18 protein-coding genes and 2 pseudogenes are annotated in these 18,789 nt (G+C 54.7%); 10 read left to right on the top strand and 10 right to left on the bottom strand.

Features of this window, described 5'->3' with window-relative positions:
• Positions 1-123: 123 nt before the first annotated feature.
• Entirely contained in the window at positions 124-549 is a 426-nt protein-coding gene (locus HB779_RS15965; RefSeq protein WP_188343277.1) for a lysozyme inhibitor LprI family protein, read from the bottom strand.
• A gap of 141 nt (positions 550-690) precedes the next feature.
• The gene (locus tag HB779_RS15960; RefSeq protein WP_188343276.1) at positions 691-1,635 is read right to left on the bottom strand and encodes an AraC family transcriptional regulator; all 945 of its coding nucleotides are present in this window, start codon (positions 1,633-1,635) and stop codon (positions 691-693) included.
• A gap of 128 nt (positions 1,636-1,763) precedes the next feature.
• Between HB779_RS15960 and HB779_RS15955 the strand changes: the two genes are divergently transcribed.
• Complete coding sequence (locus HB779_RS15955) at positions 1,764-2,648, top strand: SDR family oxidoreductase (RefSeq protein WP_188343275.1); 885 nt, start codon at positions 1,764-1,766, stop codon at positions 2,646-2,648.
• Positions 2,649-2,679: 31 nt separating this feature from the next.
• Here the strand turns inward: HB779_RS15955 and HB779_RS15950 are convergent, their stop codons facing one another.
• Positions 2,680-3,195 carry a helix-turn-helix domain-containing protein gene (locus tag HB779_RS15950; RefSeq protein WP_188343274.1) on the bottom strand — a complete coding sequence of 172 codons (516 nt, stop codon included), beginning with the start codon at positions 3,193-3,195 and terminating at the stop codon, positions 2,680-2,682.
• A 92-nt stretch (positions 3,196-3,287) separates the two neighbouring features.
• Here HB779_RS15950 and HB779_RS15945 point away from each other — a divergent pair, with 92 nt between their 5' ends.
• Positions 3,288-3,929, top strand: a complete 642-nt coding sequence (locus HB779_RS15945; protein ID WP_188343273.1) for a dihydrofolate reductase family protein — start codon at positions 3,288-3,290, stop codon at positions 3,927-3,929.
• 76 nt (positions 3,930-4,005) lie between these two features.
• Here the strand turns inward: HB779_RS15945 and ampC are convergent.
• A pseudogene (gene ampC, locus HB779_RS15940) lies at positions 4,006-5,162 on the bottom strand (class C beta-lactamase).
• Positions 5,163-5,295: 133 nt separating this feature from the next.
• On the opposite strand from ampC, the gene HB779_RS15935 reads away from it, so the two are divergent.
• On the top strand, positions 5,296-6,165 hold the full coding sequence (locus tag HB779_RS15935; protein ID WP_188343272.1) for a LysR family transcriptional regulator: 870 nt from the start codon (positions 5,296-5,298) through the stop codon (positions 6,163-6,165).
• 19 nt (positions 6,166-6,184) lie between these two features.
• On the opposite strand, the gene HB779_RS15930 is transcribed toward HB779_RS15935, so the two are convergent.
• A complete protein-coding gene (locus HB779_RS15930) occupies positions 6,185-6,997 on the bottom strand; it encodes a class I SAM-dependent methyltransferase (RefSeq protein WP_188343271.1) in 813 nt (270 codons plus the stop codon).
• A 153-nt stretch (positions 6,998-7,150) separates the two neighbouring features.
• Positions 7,151-7,648 (bottom strand): cupin domain-containing protein, encoded by a 498-nt coding sequence (locus HB779_RS15925; RefSeq protein ID WP_371823933.1) that lies wholly within the window; start codon positions 7,646-7,648, stop codon positions 7,151-7,153.
• Between HB779_RS15925 and HB779_RS25450 the strand changes: the two genes are divergently transcribed.
• Positions 7,551-7,766: a hypothetical protein gene (locus tag HB779_RS25450; RefSeq protein ID WP_244642388.1), complete on the top strand. Its 216-nt coding sequence runs from the start codon at positions 7,551-7,553 to the stop codon at positions 7,764-7,766. The two genes, HB779_RS15925 and HB779_RS25450, sit on opposite strands and share 98 nt — an antisense overlap.
• Before the next feature lie 211 nt (positions 7,767-7,977).
• Positions 7,978-8,520, top strand: coding sequence for a hypothetical protein (locus HB779_RS15920; RefSeq protein ID WP_188343269.1), 543 nt, complete (start codon positions 7,978-7,980; stop codon positions 8,518-8,520).
• A gap of 259 nt (positions 8,521-8,779) precedes the next feature.
• Here the strand turns inward: HB779_RS15920 and HB779_RS15915 are convergent, their stop codons facing one another.
• Both HB779_RS15915 and HB779_RS15910 read right to left on the bottom strand, forming a co-directional pair.
• Positions 8,780-9,325 (bottom strand): hypothetical protein, encoded by a 546-nt coding sequence (locus HB779_RS15915; protein WP_188343268.1) that lies wholly within the window; start codon positions 9,323-9,325, stop codon positions 8,780-8,782.
• 12 nt (positions 9,326-9,337) lie between these two features.
• Positions 9,338-9,700, bottom strand: coding sequence for a DUF3592 domain-containing protein (locus HB779_RS15910; protein WP_188345961.1), 363 nt, complete (start codon positions 9,698-9,700; stop codon positions 9,338-9,340).
• Between the two features lie 230 nt (positions 9,701-9,930).
• Between HB779_RS15910 and HB779_RS15905 the strand changes: the two are divergent.
• A pseudogene (locus HB779_RS15905) lies at positions 9,931-11,903 on the top strand (bifunctional 2',3'-cyclic-nucleotide 2'-phosphodiesterase/3'-nucleotidase).
• On the opposite strand, the gene HB779_RS15900 reads toward HB779_RS15905, so the two are convergent.
• On the bottom strand, positions 11,893-12,255 hold the full coding sequence (locus HB779_RS15900) for an MmcQ/YjbR family DNA-binding protein (protein ID WP_188343267.1): 363 nt from the start codon (positions 12,253-12,255) through the stop codon (positions 11,893-11,895). The pseudogene HB779_RS15905 and the gene HB779_RS15900 sit on opposite strands and share 11 nt — an antisense overlap.
• Positions 12,252-13,511 carry a cyclopropane-fatty-acyl-phospholipid synthase family protein gene (locus HB779_RS15895; RefSeq protein WP_188343266.1) on the bottom strand — a complete coding sequence of 420 codons (1,260 nt, stop codon included), beginning with the start codon at positions 13,509-13,511 and terminating at the stop codon, positions 12,252-12,254. Before HB779_RS15895 ends, HB779_RS15900 begins: the two co-directional genes overlap by 4 nt.
• A gap of 655 nt (positions 13,512-14,166) precedes the next feature.
• Here HB779_RS15895 and HB779_RS15890 point away from each other — a divergent pair.
• The 4 genes from HB779_RS15890 to HB779_RS15875 all read left to right on the top strand — a co-directional run bounded on the left by HB779_RS15890 (position 14,167) and on the right by HB779_RS15875 (position 18,780).
• A complete protein-coding gene (locus HB779_RS15890; protein WP_188343265.1) occupies positions 14,167-14,673 on the top strand; it encodes a spore coat U domain-containing protein in 507 nt (168 codons plus the stop codon).
• Positions 14,674-14,697: 24 nt separating this feature from the next.
• Positions 14,698-15,417 carry a molecular chaperone gene (locus HB779_RS15885; RefSeq protein ID WP_188343264.1) on the top strand — a complete coding sequence of 240 codons (720 nt, stop codon included), beginning with the start codon at positions 14,698-14,700 and terminating at the stop codon, positions 15,415-15,417.
• Positions 15,418-15,502: 85 nt separating this feature from the next.
• Complete coding sequence (locus HB779_RS15880) at positions 15,503-17,815, top strand: fimbria/pilus outer membrane usher protein (RefSeq protein WP_244642387.1); 2,313 nt, start codon at positions 15,503-15,505, stop codon at positions 17,813-17,815.
• Complete coding sequence (locus HB779_RS15875) at positions 17,812-18,780, top strand: spore coat protein U domain-containing protein (protein ID WP_188343262.1); 969 nt, start codon at positions 17,812-17,814, stop codon at positions 18,778-18,780. Before HB779_RS15880 ends, HB779_RS15875 begins: the two co-directional genes overlap by 4 nt.
• Positions 18,781-18,789: the final 9 nt, after the last annotated feature.

Here is an 18,789-nt window from a genome sequence, read left to right as displayed (position 1 = left end):
TTTGACTTTTCATGTAACTACTATTGTTACGTTATGTGCCGCCTATGTCAAGAGGCCGACATCGACGGAGCGGGACGCTCCGAACTTTGCTTGCAGGAAAGATGATTTCGTCAGCGTACTGTTTCAAAAATCGGTTTTGCCGAAGTCCCGGCGGTAAGCATTGAGAACCTTGATGCGGGCGCGAACAAAGTCATCCCAACAGGAGAGCCGCGCATCATTGGCCATTTCGTCGGTTTGCCACGCCGCAACGGAGTAAGTGCAGGAATCATCGGCAAATTTCTTCCAGCTTGCCTGTGCAGCCATCAGCAGGTCTGCGGATTGAGGATTCTTGGCGCGAACGAGGCGCATGGTGCTGTTCAACGTCTCCGCAAGGTCCTCATCGAGGCCGTTGGCGAGACAGGCTCGCACCTCTGCCATGCTGGTCGCGTCTTTCTCACAGTCTTTGGCGCTGACTGGCGATGCGAACCCCACGATCGAGAGAAGGGCTGCACCCGATACAACCAGACGAGATTTCACAACGGATTGTTGGGCCTTGGGTCGGATCATCATCTTCATCCTCCGTATCTGGCTCCGACGGGTATTGCATATCTGCGGGGAACAGGCTCAATCCATTCACAATAGATCAGAGCCCAATTTCCAAAAAGCCGTATGGATCACTAGTGCATGCTGCCCTGGCCCGGAGTAATCCGCTTACTCGGCCGCTATCGCTTCAATAGCGCTGACGCGGAAGTGCTTGTTGTTATATTGCCGGGGCGAACAGCCCATGATCCGCTTGAATGCCGTACTGAAAGCCGTTTCGGATTCGTATCCAAGCGATGGGGCGATGACGGAAATGGGATCTCTTGAGTTTTCCAGTCTGTCGCCAGCCAGCATCATGCGCCATTGCGCGAGGTATTCCATGGGTGACGTACCGACCATCTCCTTGAATTTCTGGGCAAAGGTTGAGCGCGACATCCCTGCACGAACGGCCAGTTCCTGCAGGGTCCAGCGCTGCGCCGGATTATCGTGCATGGCGGTTATGGCGATGCTCATCTGCTTGTCGGCCAGAGCGAACAGCCAGCCGACACCGGTTGCCGATCCTTGCGCCAGATGCAGCCGCAATGCCTCAATCAGCATCATATGGGCGAGGTGCTGAATGATCAGAGAACTTCCCGCCTGCGGCTCGCGCAGTTCCAGCATCGTCCGCTCAACGAACCAGCGCAGCGCCGCCTGTTTATGCTTATCGCGAATGTGTACGGTCGGTGGCAGCATTCGAAGCAATATGTCCGCATGATTGCCGGACAGGGCAAAACGGGTGCTGAGGAGAAAGAAATCGCCGCCGCCATTGTATGTGACGATGTTGCCCTCGCGCGGAGCGGTAAAAATTGGAACAGCATCGGCCGGTTTCAAAGCCATGTCGCTAGCGATGCGAAACGGACGACCGCCGGGCAGAAGGAAACAGTCGCCGGTGTTCAGAAATACCGGATCAGCACTGCCTTCCACCCACAACCAGCACTGACCCGAAACCACGGCGCCACTTTTGATGCCTTTCTGCTGGTCAGGAAACTGAATTGACCATTCTCCACCCGCATCAAAACCCGCAGCCAGATAGTTGCGAGGTTTGAGCAGCGACAGCACGTTTGACAAAGGATCCATAAGGTTTCCGGACGATTGCGAAGGTAATCAGGATTTTACAGCATTGTTCGTCCTTGCTCAACCTCATATCCTGAATGCGAAGCGGCTGCGAAGGCAACTGTGACGTAAAATCATCCAGGAGAAATTGAATGCGTGTTTTTGTAACCGGAGCCACCGGTTTTGTTGGCTCGGCTGTTGTTCAGGAACTTATCGGGGCAGGTCATAAAGTGCTTGGACTCGCGCGGTCGGATGCGGCTGCAGCGTCGCTTGGTGCTGCCGGTGCCTGGGTGCATCGCGGTCAGCTTGAGGATCTGGACAGTCTGAAATCAGGAGCGGCCGCGAGTGATGCGGTGATCCATACAGGCTTTATCCATGACTTTTCGAAGTTCAAGGAGAGCTGCGAGATTGACCGGCGCGCCATTGATGCGCTCGGTTCGACACTTGCAGGCACTGATAAGCCGTTTATTGTCACGTCGGGGACAGGTTTGCTTTCGCCCGGCGAAATAGCAACTGAGGAGACAGTGCCTGCGGATGGCTTTCCCCGTGTTTCAGAACAGACGGCCTTTTCCGTCGCGTCACGTGGCGGGCGCGTGTCTGTCATCCGCCTGCCTCCATCCGTTCACGGCGATGGTGATCATGGCTTCGTCCCCATTCTCATCGATCTTGCTCGTGCCAAGGGCGTTTCGGCCTATGTGGGCGAGGGGCTGAATCAATGGCCAGCTGTCCACAGATTTGACGCTGCTCGCCTCTATCGGCTTGTGCTGGAGAAGGGGATTGCCGGCGCGCGATACCATGCCGTTGCCGAGGAGGGCATACCTTTCCGGGATATTGCCGGTGTGATTGGCCGCCGTTTGAACCTGCCGGTCATCCGCAAGACGAAAGAGGAAGCCGCAGAGCATTTCGGTTGGTTCGCGCATTTCACGGCGATCAACAATCAGGCTTCAAGCCAGCACACGCGCGACGTGCTGGGATGGGAGCCGAAAGAAATCGGTCTCATTCCGGATATCGACCGGCCACGTTATTTCGAGGCGTGATCTCGTAGCACCCGTGCGCGTATATTGTCCGTTACTGGGCGGACGTGCGTGCGCGGACCTGCTGATAGGCTGCCGTCAGACCGGCCAGCACTGCCGAGCTGCATTCCCCATTGGCACCGCGTATCGGGTCATGGATATGGCTTTCGCGCAGCTCGTCCATGAAGGCGTCCCACATTGGCTGGCCGCCTTCCTCAAGCAATTGTGCACGTATGCTGAGGTCTTCGCTGACAGGCAGGTGTTTGCGTCCCCAGGCGCCGATCATGGCGAGCATCGGCACCAGCTGAATTGCCGGCTCGGTGAGGCTGTAGATCGCCTTCTGGCTGTGGCTGGGATCGTCCTGTTTGATGATCAACCCCAATGACAAAAGGTGTTTCAGCCGCGCCGCAAGAATGTTGGAGGCTATGCCTTCCTGGGAATGGTTGAGTAAATCGCGGAAATGTCGTCGGTTGCCGAACATCATGTCGCGGATGATGATAAGACTCCATTTGTCGCCCATCACTTCCAAAGAGAGGTTGATCGGGCATCCCGACCGTTGTTCGATATTCACGTCTGCCATTCTCCGAAAAAAACCAGTTGCATTGTAGGATCAGTCGTGAAATATAGCAACCAATTGTTAAATGCAATCAGTTGGAGGATGGTATGACAAAAGTGCGTGTTGCGGGCTTTTCCCTTTCGACGGATGGTTTCGGCGCGGGGCCGGAACAGAGTTTGCAGGACCCGCTGGGCAAGCGCGGCAAGGAGCTTCATCAATGGGTCTTCGGCACACAGACCTTTCAAGCCATGTTTGGCAAAGACGGCGGTTCGCTTGGCGTTGATAACGATTACGCTTCCAGGGGGATGTCGGGCTTCGGTGCCTTCATTCTGGGACGCAACATGTTTGGTCCCATCCGAGGCGAATGGCCGGATGACACATGGAAAGGCTGGTGGGGGGACAACCCGCCATACCACGCGCCGACATATATCCTGACGCATTATGCCCGCGATCCCATTGTGCTGGAGGGTGGCACGACCTTCTACTTCATCACCGGGGGCATTGAAGCCGCGCTGGAGCAGGCGAAGGCCGCAGCGGGTGAACTGGACGTCAAGATCGGTGGCGGTGTCAGCACCGTGCGCCAGTATCTGCAGGCCGGGCTTGTGGACGAATTGCATTTCGCCGTTGCGCCCGTCGTGCTTGGAAAAGGCGAAGCTATGTTCACGGGCATTGATCTGCCAGATCTCGGTTTTCGCGTGACCGAACATATTGCAACGGAATATGCGACACACATCGTGCTGGCTAAATAGATATCGGCTCAACGCCACTAAAATGAACACTCCCGGCGCAGATATGCACCGGGAGTGTGTTTAAATGCTGCGGTTGTTAGTCCGCCCCCAGACTCTTAAGCACCTGATGCGCGACGGCGACGCGATCCTCATTGGGATAGTATTTGTTGGCCAGAATTACGATTCCCAATTGCTTCTTGGGAACGAACGCCACATAGGCGCCAAAGCCGTTGGTCGAACCGGTTTTGTTGATCCACACGTCGTCTCTTGGCTTCAATGGCGGCGTCAGCTGCTTCACAGGATTGGTCTTCAGGCTCATCTGGGAAGAATTGCTTGCCACCAGTGATTTAAGGCTGACTGGGGTGGCATATTGTTCCCAGATCATGTCTTGAACCATCTCGCCCGTATCGAAATATCCGGTATGCGTATCGGTGATCGCCTGCTGCAGCTTGTCGTCCAGCTTGATCATGTTCATGTTCGCTTTGACGAACCGGATCATGTCGCTGGCGGTGGATTTCACCCCATAAGCTTCCGCTGACAGCGGCGCTGACGTCACGCGGGTTGGCTCGTCTTTTTGCTGTATCCTTGCGCATAGTTGGACATTTGCGTCTTCGGCACATTGATATAAGTGTTTTTCAATCCAAGTGCTGGAAACAATGTGCCCTCTGCCAGCGTGGCGAAATCGCTGTTCATGCTTTTGGCGGTGATAACGCCCAGCATGCCGATGCTCGGATTGGCATAGCTCCGGTAAGTACCTGCTTTGTAAGCAGGTTTCCAGTTTTCAAAATAGGTCATGAGCTGATCGTCATTCTTGATCTCGTCCGGTACCTGCAGCGGAAATCCGCCCGCCGTATGGGTGGCGAGGTGCATCAGGGTAACATCGCCAAACGGCTTGCCCTGCATTGACGGCAAAAATTTACTCGTCTTGTCCGAAAGCGAAAGATGACCATTCACTTGAGCGAGGGATGCCATGGTTACCACGAAGGTCTTGCTGATGGACCCCAGTTCAAACAGGCTGGATTGGTCGATGGGTTTCCATGTTGTTTTGGATGCTACGCCATAATTGAACGTGTAGGTGTCTCCGCCGACAGTAATGCCGATGGCAACACCGGGGATGCCATACTTGTCCATGACGGGCTGTATCGCCTTATCCACGATGGCCTTCACTGTTGCTTCGTCAGCCGCATAACCGCCTGAAATTGCACAGGTCGAAAACAAAACTGCCAGCAAAATGGACTTTGCTCTGAACTTCATCGACGCTTCCTTCAAAATGTCTTAGGTGGGGCGCTTGGCGCCGCTGCACGGTGTGCCCGCGATATGTATGAGGGCTATTCTGCTAGGACAAACGATGATATCTCGGAGGAGCCATAAGAAAAGCTAGGTCATAATGGTTCGACAATATCTCCCGCTCAATGGCCTGAGAGCCTTTGAAGCCTCAGCACGACACCTGAGTTTCACCCGTGCGGCCATTGAATTATACGTCACCCAGGCGGCCGTGAGTCAGCAAGTCAAAAGCCTGGAAAAGCGCTTGAGTGTGCAGCTGTTTCAGCGGCTTCCCAGAGGTTTGAAGATCACGGCCGAGGGCGAAGCACTGTTGCCGACCGTGACCAGCTCGTTTGACCAGATGGCGACCACGCTGGAGCGGATAGAGGGAGGGCAGGTGCGGGAGGTTCTGTTTCTCGGCGCTGTCGGGACCTTTGCCGTCGGCTGGCTCTTGCCGAAATTGCCGGAATTCCAGCAGCGTCACCCCTTTGTTGATGTGCGTCTTTCGACCAACAACAACCGCGTCGATGTTGCGGCTGAAGGGCTCGACTTCGCTATTCGCTTCGGTAACGGATCGTGGCACGGCACGGAGGCGGTGCGGCTCTTCGATGCGCCACTTTCACCTCTATGCACGCCGGAATTGGCGCAGACATTGAAATGTCCCGCAGATATGACCGAATTGACACTTCTGCGCAGCTATCGTGCGGACGAATGGATGGTTTGGTTTGAAGCTGCCGGTATCCCGCCTTCTACTCGCATGAATAGAGGTATCGTGTTTGATTCATCTCTCGGCATGATGGAAGCGGCATTGCAGGGAGCAGGTATTGCGCTGGCGCCGCCGTCGATGTTTTCCCGGCACCTGGCAGCGGGTGCGATCGTGCAACCATTCGCCACCACCATATCGCTCGGAAGTTACTGGCTGACGCGGCTGCAATCGCGCGCCGTAACCCCCGCCATGACAGCGTTCTCAGAGTGGATCAGCTCAAAGGTCTAGGGATCAATGGGTTCTGACGCTAGGCCACAGCCACGATGACGTGTGCCTGAATTTTGGCAGCAACCTCGCCGCTGCCATGTCTGTTCGCAATCGCTGATGCGGCGTAGTCAGTGGCAGCTTGCAGTTTCCCCGCGTCTCTGGCCTCGATCTCGTTGCGAAGAGGAGTTCCCTGACAATAGGCAATAGCCGGATGGCGCGGTGAGGATGCGCGGCTTTGCTCGGCTGTGGTCTCGATTACCACACGGGAGAAACCTGCATCCTCCAACTCTCGACGGATCAGTGCGGTATCGTGGTAGCCATGCGGCGTGCGTGCCAGAAAGCGCGGCGGATTATTTGGAAAAACTTCTGCGAGCGCATTCGTCACATCATCTGCAAACACGTTCTCCTCGATGCGATCCCATACGTTGAATAAAAAATGTCCACCGGGCTTTAGCAAGCGCCTTGCTTCGCGGTAGCCAGCAGTGCGGTCGGGAAAGAACATTGCACCGAACTGGCAACAAACCAGATCGAAGGCCGCGTCTTCAAACGGCAGCGCCAGAGCATCCGCTTGGCGCCATTTGATGCGGGTATCAGGAGCTTGTCGCGAAGCGGCGTAGTCGAGCATCGGCTGATTCAGGTCGGTTACGATATAGTTTGCGCCCTGCGGCAGTCTTGGTGCCAAAGCCCGGGTGACAACCCCACTGCCGGCGGCAGTTTCCAAAACGGCGTTTGGCGACAAGGACGCTGCCCGTTGTGCAATATCTGCAGCGAACGGCTCGAAAATCAACGGCACCATATAGCGGTCATAGTTCTCCGGAATAGAGCCCGCGAACACTTTATCAGTTTCCGGCATTGCTTCTCACTTGTCGCCCGTTTGATGGCGCGCATGTTAGCATATATCTGTCCGCTTCGGGTCGTTCGCTACCAATTTGAATCGGCAGTCATCCGGCCATGTCTGTGATTGCACCGAAATTTATGGAGCTTCACCTCGCGCCAGATGAGGCGGCTATTGCAGCGCGCCGCCCTTGCTGCGGCCCAGCCGCCTGCGTACGGCATCACCGGCGCGGTAGATGAAAGCAGCGGGAGCGGGCAGGGTGCGGCGCATGAAAGCTATTTTCTTGAGATAGGTATCTATTTTCCAGGTTGCCCATGTGCCACCGCGAAAATACGCAACATCACCGGCGCGCAAGGTACGTGTGCCGCCGCCGGAGTCAGTGACATGAACTTCGCCCTCAAGGATGTAGACCGTTTCATCCCAACCGAAATACCAACGGAACGTGCCGTCCGTGCAATCCCACACGGCCGTATAGGCAGCCCGGTCGCGGCTTGCGGATTGTTCGAAGGAGCGGGCTTGCGGATTGCCTGCCAATATCCAATCCGGATTGATGGGAGCGGGCGTTAACTGCATGTCCAGCACGCTGCCGGATATGAGCGCCGGTTGGCTTGATCCCTTGAAAACGTTCGGCATTGTGCGCGTAACAGCAAGCACGGCGCTTGCGAACATTAATTTCCAGGCCATCATTCCCCCCAAAAGAACAGACGCCGCTGAAATACAGCTTATTCGTCAGGATTGCGTTAAAGCAAACGCCGAAATGGTAATGATCGATTGTGCATCTGACTGACGGCCAAGGTGTTACTTTTCATCTTTGCGAACCAGCTTGAGCGAGTAGCAACAGTTTCGTGCGAGATGTCTGGCGGGCGAGGCGAAGAACCAGCTGAATCGCCGGTTCCGGAAAATACGATCCCCCGATCATAAATTTCTCTGGCGCTCATTTTATCTGAAGCTATCTTGATCGCCGAATCTGACAGGTCTAACGGATCAAAGGGAATGTCATGCTGAACTACAGAAGCTCGCTTGTTGCCGCTCTCCTGCTTATCTCCGGCGGCACTCTGGTAAATGCTGCGGAAACCAAACCGAACGTACTATCCATTGAGAAGGAAGCGGGCAAACCTGTTGCCACCTTCACTGTAGAAGAGTTGGCAAACGCGTTTCCATCGAGAGTTCTCGAGACAACGACACCGTGGACCAATGGCGAGAAACGCCGTTACCGCGGCTCTTCACTGAAAGACATTCTCGCCAAGTATGGTTCCACCGATGCCAAGATCGTCACTGGCGTTGCGCTGGATGGCTTTGAAGCCAAGCTGGAGACAAAGGAAGTCAAGGCTTACGACCCGATCATCGCAACCGAAGTTGATTGTTCGGACGCCGATAGATTGGCGGCGACATGCAAGAAAGATCAGGAGTTCAGACCGCTGACCGATGCGGATCGCGGTCCTTTCTACGTGGTATGGCCTTATGAGCAACTGCCCAAATCAGGAAATTCCAACGATGAGAACTATCGCTGGATCTGGTTTCTGGCCGCCCTGCGCCCATAACTGAGAGACCTGTTTTCCATCAGTCTGAAATAATGTGCGGCGGGGCATCAGCAATGCGCGATGGCCCGCCGCTAGACCTATCCCGGCCAGAATAGCGACTAGGCCACCTGTACCGCCCAACATTTTGCCCAATTGCATGGTTCCCCCAGAAACAGCCAAGAACTATTTCTATAGCTTTCCGGTATTGCGAGCATAATATATCGGGAGCTTGCAGCCGTCTGTGATCTGGCGTGCCTTGCTCTGTCATTGCTGGTTTTGGTTAGCGAAGATAACCGGCCAAAGCCCCAACACCCCCACCGAATTGCGGGCCGACATTGACACCCGCCATCAACAATATGGCTGGCGCGCGCCGGATAGCTTCCTCGGCCAGAAAGAACATCGCCGGGTTGCTCAGACCTGCTATGAGCGGCAGAGGTTCAATACCTAAAATCATAGCCGATCCACTGACGCCGCCGATTACACCCGCGCCAGCATCAATATAAACAGTTGCACCCTGGATATCCGAGTACGTCAATTCGCTGCCTTTGAAAAAAGGTGCCATAAATACATAGCCACCGCTGGGAAATGCAGTTGCCGATCCGGCGCCCGAAATACCCTTGCCCTTATAGGTCAGGGCAGGCAATTTGACCTTGGGTATTTTGAATCCCGCCGAAAGGCCGGCTCCCAGTCCGCCATAGTAAAAGGTCTGCTGCACACCGGCTGGGTCAGTAAGAATGATCTTGCCCCCTGAACCCACGACGTAGCCGATACCAGCGCCGCCTGTAGCACCGGTTTCGTAATTCCAGGCACTCCGCCTCAAAAACATCCGCTTATCCTTTCAGGAAGATATGTTAGACAAGCCAGCCCAAGTGAAGCCAGCGCCCAAAACAGACAGAAAAATGGAGAGCGTCCAAATCGCACCAAACCGGTTGAGTGTTGCGCTCTGTTTGGGCGCTTCTGCACGGTAGCGGACTTCGACCTGATCGCCGACTTTTGTACCAAATACCAAGCCGCCTTGCGGATAGGAAATCTGCTCTCCGGCTTGAGTGATAAAGGAGATTTGGGGATGGCTTCCGCCAGCATTGAGCGCAGTGACATTGCCAGACGCCATAATACTGTTCTGCAGAAAACGTGTCGTGGTCACAACGGATACCGCTGCGGCAATCAAAAATCCGATCCCGATCGCCGTAAAAACAATCATTTTGACCACGCGTTTTACCGCCCCTGACCGATCCGGTTGCAGTTATCATACAACCATAATGGTTGTTTACCATGGTACGGAAATGCTGAACAGCTGGCATATGCCAGTTCTGCGGTCGTCCCGCTATACCCGCATTGCCGTTGGCGAACCAGCATGACAAACTCATCATAATTCGGTGATCTCAGGCGACTAACTAGATCGTCCGAACCCCATTGCGCAGGAGCTTAGCCATGCAAGAACCGTCATCTCTCACCCGCCGTTCCTTTCTGGCAAGCACGGCTGCAGCCGGGGCTATGGTCGCCCTGCATCCGTTTTCGGCCTACGCCGCAGCGTCGCAGGCGCATCTGCGCATTGTTGCCACGACGGATCTGCACGTAAACGTCTATCCCTATGATTATTATGCCGACAAGGCCAATGACACGATGGGCCTTGCCCGCACCGCGTCGATTATCGCCAAAATTCGCGCCGAATCGACCAATTCCATTGTTGTCGACAATGGCGACTTCCTGCAGGGCAATCCGATGGGCGATTATATCGCTTATGAGAAGGGTATGAAGGCGGGTGATGTCCATCCGATCATCAAGGCGATGAACACGATCGGCTACGAGGTAGGCACCCTCGGCAATCATGAATTCAACTATGGCCTCGATTATATGGACAATGTTCTGGGCGGTGCCGGTTACCCCTATGTCTGCGCCAATCTGGTCAAGGGCAAGCTCGCGGCAAACCCCGTGGATGATGCACTCTATCTCAAACCTTATCTGATCAAGCGGTATGAAATCGAGGACGGTGCAGGCAAGAAACTGCCTGTCAAAGTCGGGTTCATTGGTTTCGTGCCGCCGCAGATTACGCTGTGGGATGCGCAGAACCTCAACGGCAAAGTCGTCACCCGCGATATCGTCGAAGCCGCCAAGGCTTGGGTGCCGAAAATGAAGGAAGAGGGCGCCGATATCATCGTGGCTCTGTCCCATTCGGGCATTGCCGCCGGTGAGAGCAGCGGTATGGAAAACGCCTCGCTTTATGTGGCTGGTGTGGAAGGCATTGATGCCGTAGTCACTGGTCACCAGCATCTGGTTTTCCCCGATCCGAAGGATTTCGCCGGGATTGAAGGCGTCGATGTCAAGAAAGGCACGCTGCAGGGCAAACCCGCCGTCATGGCTGGTTTCTGGGGCTCGCATATGGGCCTCATTGATCTGCTGCTTGAGCGCGACGGCGAGAAATGGAAGGTTGCTGACTTCACCACCGAGGCACGCCCGATTTATGAGCGCGTCGACAAGGTGGTAAAACCATTGGTGGAAAGCCGTCCGGATGTGCTGGAGGCCGCCAAAGCTGACCATGAAGCAACGCTCGCCTATGTCCGCCGTCCGGTGGGCAAGACTTCGGCGCCGCTCTATTCCTATTTTTCGCTGGTCGCCGATGATCCGTCTGTGCAAATCGTCTCGAATGCCCAGACCTGGTACATCAAACAGATGCTGAAGGACACGCAGTGGAAGGATCTGCCTGTTCTTTCCGCCGCTGCTCCCTTCAAAGCGGGCGGGCGCGGCGGTGCTGATTATTATACCGACGTTCCTGCAGGCGATATCGCCATCAAAAATGTCTCCGATCTCTACCTCTATCCGAACACTGTGCGCGCCGTAGCAATTACAGGTGCGGATGTGAAGGAATGGCTGGAAATGTCGGCGGGTATTTATAAGACAATTGAGTCGGGGAAAGCCGACCAGCCGCTGATCGATACATCATTTCCTTCCTATAATTTCGACGTGATCGATGGCGTTTCCTATGAAATTGATCTGGCACAACCGGCAAAATATGGCTCGAAGGGTGAAGTGGCGCATGCGGACAGCAACCGTATTGTCAACTTGACTTTTGACGGAAAACCCATTGATCCCGCACAGAAATTTGTTGTGGTGACCAACAATTACCGGGCAGGTGGCGGCGGCAATTTCCCGGAATCAATGAGAGCAAGGTGATCTTCGTAGCGCCCGATACCAACCGCGACGTGATCGTGCGCTATATCGTTGATCAGAAGACGATCAACCCATCAGCCGATGACAACTGGAAGTTCGCCCCGGTCAAGGGTGCATCCGTGCTGTTCGATACAGGTCCAAAGGGCAAGAACTTCCTTGCTGACGTCAAGGCGGTGAAGATCGAGGAAGCTGGTGACGGCGAGAACGGTTTCGCCCGCTACCGCATCACCCTTTAGGTTCAAGCAGCTTTTTCATCTTGGCTGGCGCTTTTGCCAGCCAAGCAAGCTTGATGCGGTGGGACAGCTCCGCATCCGAAATCGCATCCAGATGGATCAGAATGTAGGGCCAGCCTTTGAAATGATCCGTCTCGAAATAAATGGCAGGCGCGCTTTCCATCAGCAGTGGCTTTTCCTCGAGCGGGCAATGGATCGCCAAAACATCTGGTTCTCTCAATCGTCCGAGAAATGATGTTTTCACGCGCAATGAGGGTGTGCCAAAGTGCGTGCTCCGGTTCAGCTCCGGCAGATGCAACGCTTCAGCAATCGCCCAGATGCGCTCGAAAGCTTCATTGAGCGAACCTGTTGTCATGATTTGTAGAAGACCTGCCGCACGTCGATATATTCCGAACGGAAACCCGCCTCGCAATAATAGAGGTAAAACTCCCAGAGCTTTTTGAAGCGCCCGTCAAAGCCCAAATGTTTCAGCTTGTCCCACGAACCCCAAAAGCGCTCGCGCCATTCAACCAACGTGCGGGCATAATCCTGCGGAAAAATGTTTTCGCGGTAGAGATGCAGGCCGAAATCCTTGCCGAGGCTTTTCAGCCGCGCCGGTGTCGGCAACATGCCACCGGGAAAGACATAGCGCTGGATGAAATCTGGACGCTTGCGATAGCGCTCGAATGAATTTTCGTTGATCGTGATGATCTGCATGCCGGCACTGCCACCCGGCGCCAGACAGTCCTTCACCTTGCCAAAGAATACCGGCCAGTATTTTTCCCCAACCGCCTCGAACATCTCGATGGAGGCAACGTGGTCATATTTGCCGGTCTCATCACGATAATCCTGAAACTTGATTTCAACCCTGTCCGACAGGCCCGCCTTGCGCATGCGCTCGGTAGCAAAATCGAACTGTTCGCGGCTGATGGTGAGGCCCGTGACATGCGCCCCGATCTCCCGCGCGGCAAATTCGGCAAAGCCGCCCCATCCGCAGCCGATCTCCAGCACCGTGCTACCCTTCGTGATGCCGATATTTCGGGCGAGGGCACGGTATTTTGCAGTCTGCGCGCTTTCCAGATCATTGGCACCTTCGGCAAACAGTGCCGAGGAGTAGGTCATGGTCGGGTCCAGCCATTCACGATAGAAGGCATTGCCAAGATCGTAATGGGCGGAAATGTTCTTGCGTGAGCGTGAACGGGTGTTTTCATTCAGCCAATGGCGCAGCCGCTGCACCGTGTTGACGAACCAGCTGGCACCGCCTGCAATATTTTCGCCGATCTGCTCGTTGACCACGAAGAGTTCGAGAAAAGTGGTCACATCGGGGCTTTCCCAGTCGCCGTCCATGTAGGATTCTGCGACCCCGATGGTCCCTCCGGCAAATGCCCGGCGCGGCAGGTTCCAATTATGCAGGACAAGCGCAGCGTCAGGACCGGATTCCCGTCCGCCCACCTTGAAAACCCGCCGGTCCGGCGTCGTGATGGTGAGCGTGCCACGTGGCAGGTGCGTCGCCGCGCGTAACGCCGCCTGAACCTTGAGGGGCAGGCCTTTCAATACAGCGCCGACATTTTCCGGCGTCAGCCATTTCAGCTGAGCCAATGTATCCGGTGTCGTTGTTCCATTCTGTGCCATGAGTTTGGTCTTTCATGCTTCGGCCGCAATATTTGCCGCCAAAAGACAAATGTTCAAGAGCAATTCATCTGTTGCGAGAGGACTTTTCGGTAAGCCGCCTATTCTTCCCAATACGGAATATCGGGGCGATTGGATCGCTTTGAGTTGCGGATACATGAAGATTGGGCTTGTACACCCCTTGTACATATACATTCGACATATATCAAAAGTAACTGTGAAATACTTTCGTACTCATTTTGCGATTTGCTGAATTACACAAATAATTACGGTGCTTAAATGCAACGGTGTTGGTCGAAAACAATACTTTTATAACAGTAACAAACAGAGTTCATTGTGAACATTCGTATTTTTGTTAAATCAAAAGGTTATTACTTCGACTATAGAAATAAATATAAATCAAAAATATTCAACAATATCAGTATGAAAATATATTTTTTAAATATTAAAAAACTCACAATAGTTAATCGCTTCTGTCGTATTTCGTCCTTTTATACAAAAAGCGACTGTACTTGGTGGAAATTAGATAAGATTTTTGACTGTTCGATAAGTTATTTTAAAGATATAAGAATTAAGTATTATGCAGGGAAGAACTACTGAGTCATTTGTAGTGAATCAGAGGTAGCTGCCATCGGCATAAATACCTTGAGGAGGATGAATGAGTTCCGGATATACCAAACGCAGTGCCATTGCAGTGGGATTTGCTGCTGCTCTTGGCCTCTCCAATCCGGCATTTGCCGCAACGGCCACCGGCAGTTTTACTGTCCAGATCACAATCCAGTCTTCCTGTATTCTGGTTAGTGCTTCGACCCTGACCTTCACGTCAGTCGGCGTGATTTCGGCCAATGATGATTCGAGCAGCGCGCTTTCGGTGCAGTGCACCAACACCACTCCTTACAATATTGGTTTGAATGCCGGCACGGGCGTTGGCGCAACCGTCGCCTCGCGCAAGATGACGGGACCCGCAGGAGCGCTGGTCAACTACACGCTTTATTCGGATACAGCCAGAACGGTCTTGTGGGGGCAAACCATCGGGACTGATACCGTTGCCGGAACGGGCACTGGCGCGGCGCAACCATACACGGTTTACGGGCGCGTTCCGGTTCAAACGACACCGGCTGCCGGTGCCTATACCGACACCGTAACGGTGACGATCACCTACTGAGGATAAGACAAAAAGGAGAACAGAATGCGATCCATGCTTACAGGCATCGGAGCGATGGGGCTCTTTATGCTAATTTGCGGCAGTGCAGACGCAGCTTCGTTGCGTGTCGCGCCGACAAATCTGGAGATGGTTGCGCCGGGAAGTGCGTCAGTTTTGACACTGACAAACGAAGCGAAACGGCCGATCAATGTACAGATCCGGGTGTTCCGCTGGACCCAGACAAATGGCGTCGAACAGTTGGAGCCCACCAATGATGTGGTGGTGAGCCCGCCATCAACGGTATTGTCCGGCAACAAGGACTATCTGGTCCGGGTTATCCGTGTCAGCAAAAAGCCGGTCGTGCGTGAGGAAAGCTACCGTGTGATTGTCGATGAACTACCGGACCCGGCCCGCCGCAAATCCGGAACGGTCGCCCTTGTTGTGCGCTATTCCATACCCGTGTTCTTCAAGGAGCCGGACGCATCGGCACCGAAAGTGACATGGACACTCAAGCGCGTCAATGGTTCGCTGGTGCTTGCCGCGCGCAACAATGGAGATTCCCGTCTGCGTTTGTCTGATTTGCAACTGACACAGGGCGGGCGTGATGTGGGAACACGAAAGGGGTTGGTTGGCTACGTCCTTGGCGGAGCGTCGATGCAATGGCCTGTTGGCAGCGGCAGGTCCGTTTCTGGCGGCTCGGTTGCCTTGAAGGCTCAAAGCGATTCTGGACCACTTGATGTCAACGTTGCGGTCAACGACCGTTAGTCTCCTTGTTTCACTCTGCATGAGCCCGTGCATTCTTACCTCTGGACGGGCTCAAGATACCAATGTTCAAAATACGGAGCAGTCCGTGCCGCAATCGGGTGCAGCCCAGGATGTTTATCTTGAGGTGTTTATCAATGATGAGGCGACTGGCCTGATCGGCGCTTTCCGGCAATTGCCCGATGGCGGATTGGCGGCACAGCCTCAGGAACTCAAAGATGTCGGGCTTGAGCCGGTTTCAGCAGCTTTAGACAAGGACGGATGGGCGCGTGTCGATCATTTGCCCGGTGTCGAGTATCGCGTTGATATCGAGAATCAACGCCTTTACGTGCAAACCAGTGACAAGGCCCGTTCAGCCAAGGTGGTGGACCTTAATCCAAAATCGGATGACGACCGGCCGAAACCGCAATCAAGCTATGGCGCCGTGTTGAACTATTCACTCTTTGCCAGCAGCGACGATCTGTTCTCGCGCAATGCAAAGCCGTTTCAAGGCATTTCCGGCGGCTTTGATGCGCGGTTCTTCAGCCCGTTCGGGACACTCAGCCAGTCATTTACCTCAAGTGTCACCGACAGTGACCTGCAGGGTTTCAAGCGCCTCAACACCACCTACACCTATTCGGATACTGAGCGGTTGATTACCTACCGTGCCGGTGATTTCATTTCCGGCGGTTTGCAATGGACGCGCCCGGTCTATCTCGGGGGCTTTCAGGTTCAGCGCAATTTTCATCTACGCTCCGATCTCGTTACCCTGCCAATGCCTGTTATCTCAGGCTCCGCCGCTGTTCCTTCGACGCTTGAGGTCTATACGCAAAACGTCAAGACCTATAGCGGCACCGTACCTTCCGGGCCGTTTCAGGTCACAAACTTTCCGGTGTTTACCGGCTCGGGACAAGCGCAAATCGTGCTGCGCGACACGCTGGGCCGCGAGACAAAAACCACGCTGCCATTTTATTCATCCAGTCTGCTGTTGCGCAAAGGGCTTCTGGATTTTTCCGGTGAGGTCGGTTTTCCCCGGCGTGATTTTGGCACCGAGTCCAGCGATTATGCCGGTGATGCCATGGGCATTGCAACGGCGCGCTATGGCGTAACCGACTGGCTGACATTGGAGGGGCATTTCGAAGGCGGTGTCGATCTGTTGAACGGCGGCCTTGGCGTTGCCTTTCCCATCGGGGGGTTTGGGGTCACGTCATTGGCTGTTGCCGGTAGCAGCCATGATGGTGATACGGGTTTTCTCGTCAATGGCTCGGTGGAACTGAGTTATCGCAATTATACGGTCTTTGCCCGCATGCAGCAGGCCTTTGGTGATTACGACGATGTGGCTTCGGTATCTGCCGATACCAGCCGCATCTCGATTTTTGATCCGAGCAGCACATTGGTCTATAGCCCGCGCGTACCGCGCTCACTTGCGCAGGTGACCGTGTCCGCTCCGGGACCGTTTGACCGGTCCAATTTCAACCTCTCCTATACGCAGATTGAATCGGCCATCGGCGAAAAGAACCGTATTGTCGGGGCGTCCTACAGCCAGTCGATATTCAAGAACAGTTCGTTCTATGCAACGGCCTTCACAGATCTTGCTGACAGCAAGAGTTTTGGCATTTTTGCCGGGATCACCATACCGTTTGACAACAACATCAACGTTTCCACCGGCTATGAACAAACTGCTGACGGTGCATCGGGCTTTGTCGATATGACCAAGTCCGAACGGCTGGAAGAGGGCAGTTATGGCTGGCGTCTGAGAACACGGGAAGGGGACAATCCGGACCGGCTGGCCTCGGCAAGCTATCGCGGCCGCTATGCCCGCGTGCAGGGGGATGTGGAACAGTTTGGCGGCAATACACGGGCGAGCGCACAGCTTGAAGGCGCGATTGCCGTTGCTGCTGGCGGCGTGTTTGCCACCAACCGCATCAATGATGCTTTCGCGGTGGTTGATGTGGGTGCGCCGGATGTTGAAGTGTTGTCGGAAAACCGGCCGGTGGGCAAGACCAATCGCAGCGGCAAGATTCTGGTGCCTGATTTGAGCTCTTACGAACCGAACACCGTGGCTATCGATCCGAAGAACCTCCCGGTTGATGCTACTATCGGTTCAACGCGCAATATTGTCGTCCCGGCTGACCGGAGCGGCGTTGTGGTTGATTTCCATGTCAGCCAGACCTCGGCATCGGCTGTTGTCGGGCTGGTGGACAAGAGCGGCAAGCCTCTGGAAGCTGGCTTGCAGGGTCATGTCGATGGGGCGCCCGATTCATTTGTCATCGGTTATGATGGTGAGACATTTATCGAAAAGCTGGGTGCGAAAAACAGTGTCACCATCGAGCTTTTGGATGGCGGCACCTGCAAGGCACAGTTTTCGTATCAGCCCAATCCGGGGACACAGGTGAAAATCAGCAACGTGGTGTGTCTATGAGAAACTGGTTGATCTGCTGCATCGGATTTCTCGGCCTATGGCTTTTGCCAAGTCCTGCCTTGGCGCAGTCGTGCCAGTTTACTGTTCCCAGCATGGTGTTTTCAGGCAGCACGATCCCCGGAACTGTCATCAACAGCATGACATCGGTAACCGCCGAGTGTCAGGGGCTGCTCGGACTTGGGCGGAAAGTGCTGGTCTGTCCGGATTTGAATGAAGGCAGCGGCGGTGCCACGGCAGGCGGGCGTAAAATGCTGAACGGAGCCAATGTACTCAACTATCAGCTTTTCCAGGATGCCGCGCGGTCCATCGTATGGGGATCGGCCATATGGCCCTATGCGGCGCGGGCTCCCGGATTTCTGGTGGAGTTCACCACCATTCTCGGACCTCTTCTTGGCGGTGGGTCCACAACGATCAATCTTTACGGGCAGATATTTGCCGGTCAGGCTGCCGCGCCGGCCGGAACCTATCTGTCGACCTTTGCCGGAGCGAATGCGACCTTTCGGTTTCGCTATGATGACGGGGCGGGGTGCGCGACGGCTTCGGGCGCAACCGGTTCGCCCGCATCCTTTACCACGCAAATAACACTCTCCAATGATTGCATGGTCACGGCCCAGAACATCGATTTCGGACCCAAGGGTGTGCTGAACAGCAATGTTGATCAGAGTGGTCAGGTCAACGTGACGTGCACGCCAACCGTGCCTTACAGCATTTCTCTGGGGCTTGGCGGCACCGGGACAAGTCCGACAACCCGCAAAATGACGAAGGCGGCAGAATCGATAACCTACGGGCTTTATCAGGACAGCAACCGGACGGTGCCTTGGGGCAATACGATACCCACCAACACGGTTGCTGGCACCGGTAATGGTACTGCGCAATCCATTACAGTCTATGGCCGTGTGCCGCCCCAGAACACCCCATCGCCCGGTGTCTACAGCGATACGATCATCGTTACCGTGACCTATTGAGCCCTGATC

This window comes from Phyllobacterium sp. 628, assembly GCF_014189505.1.
Taxonomy (GTDB): domain Bacteria; phylum Pseudomonadota; class Alphaproteobacteria; order Rhizobiales; family Rhizobiaceae; genus Phyllobacterium.
This window is presented reverse-complemented; position numbering and strand designations above follow the sequence as displayed.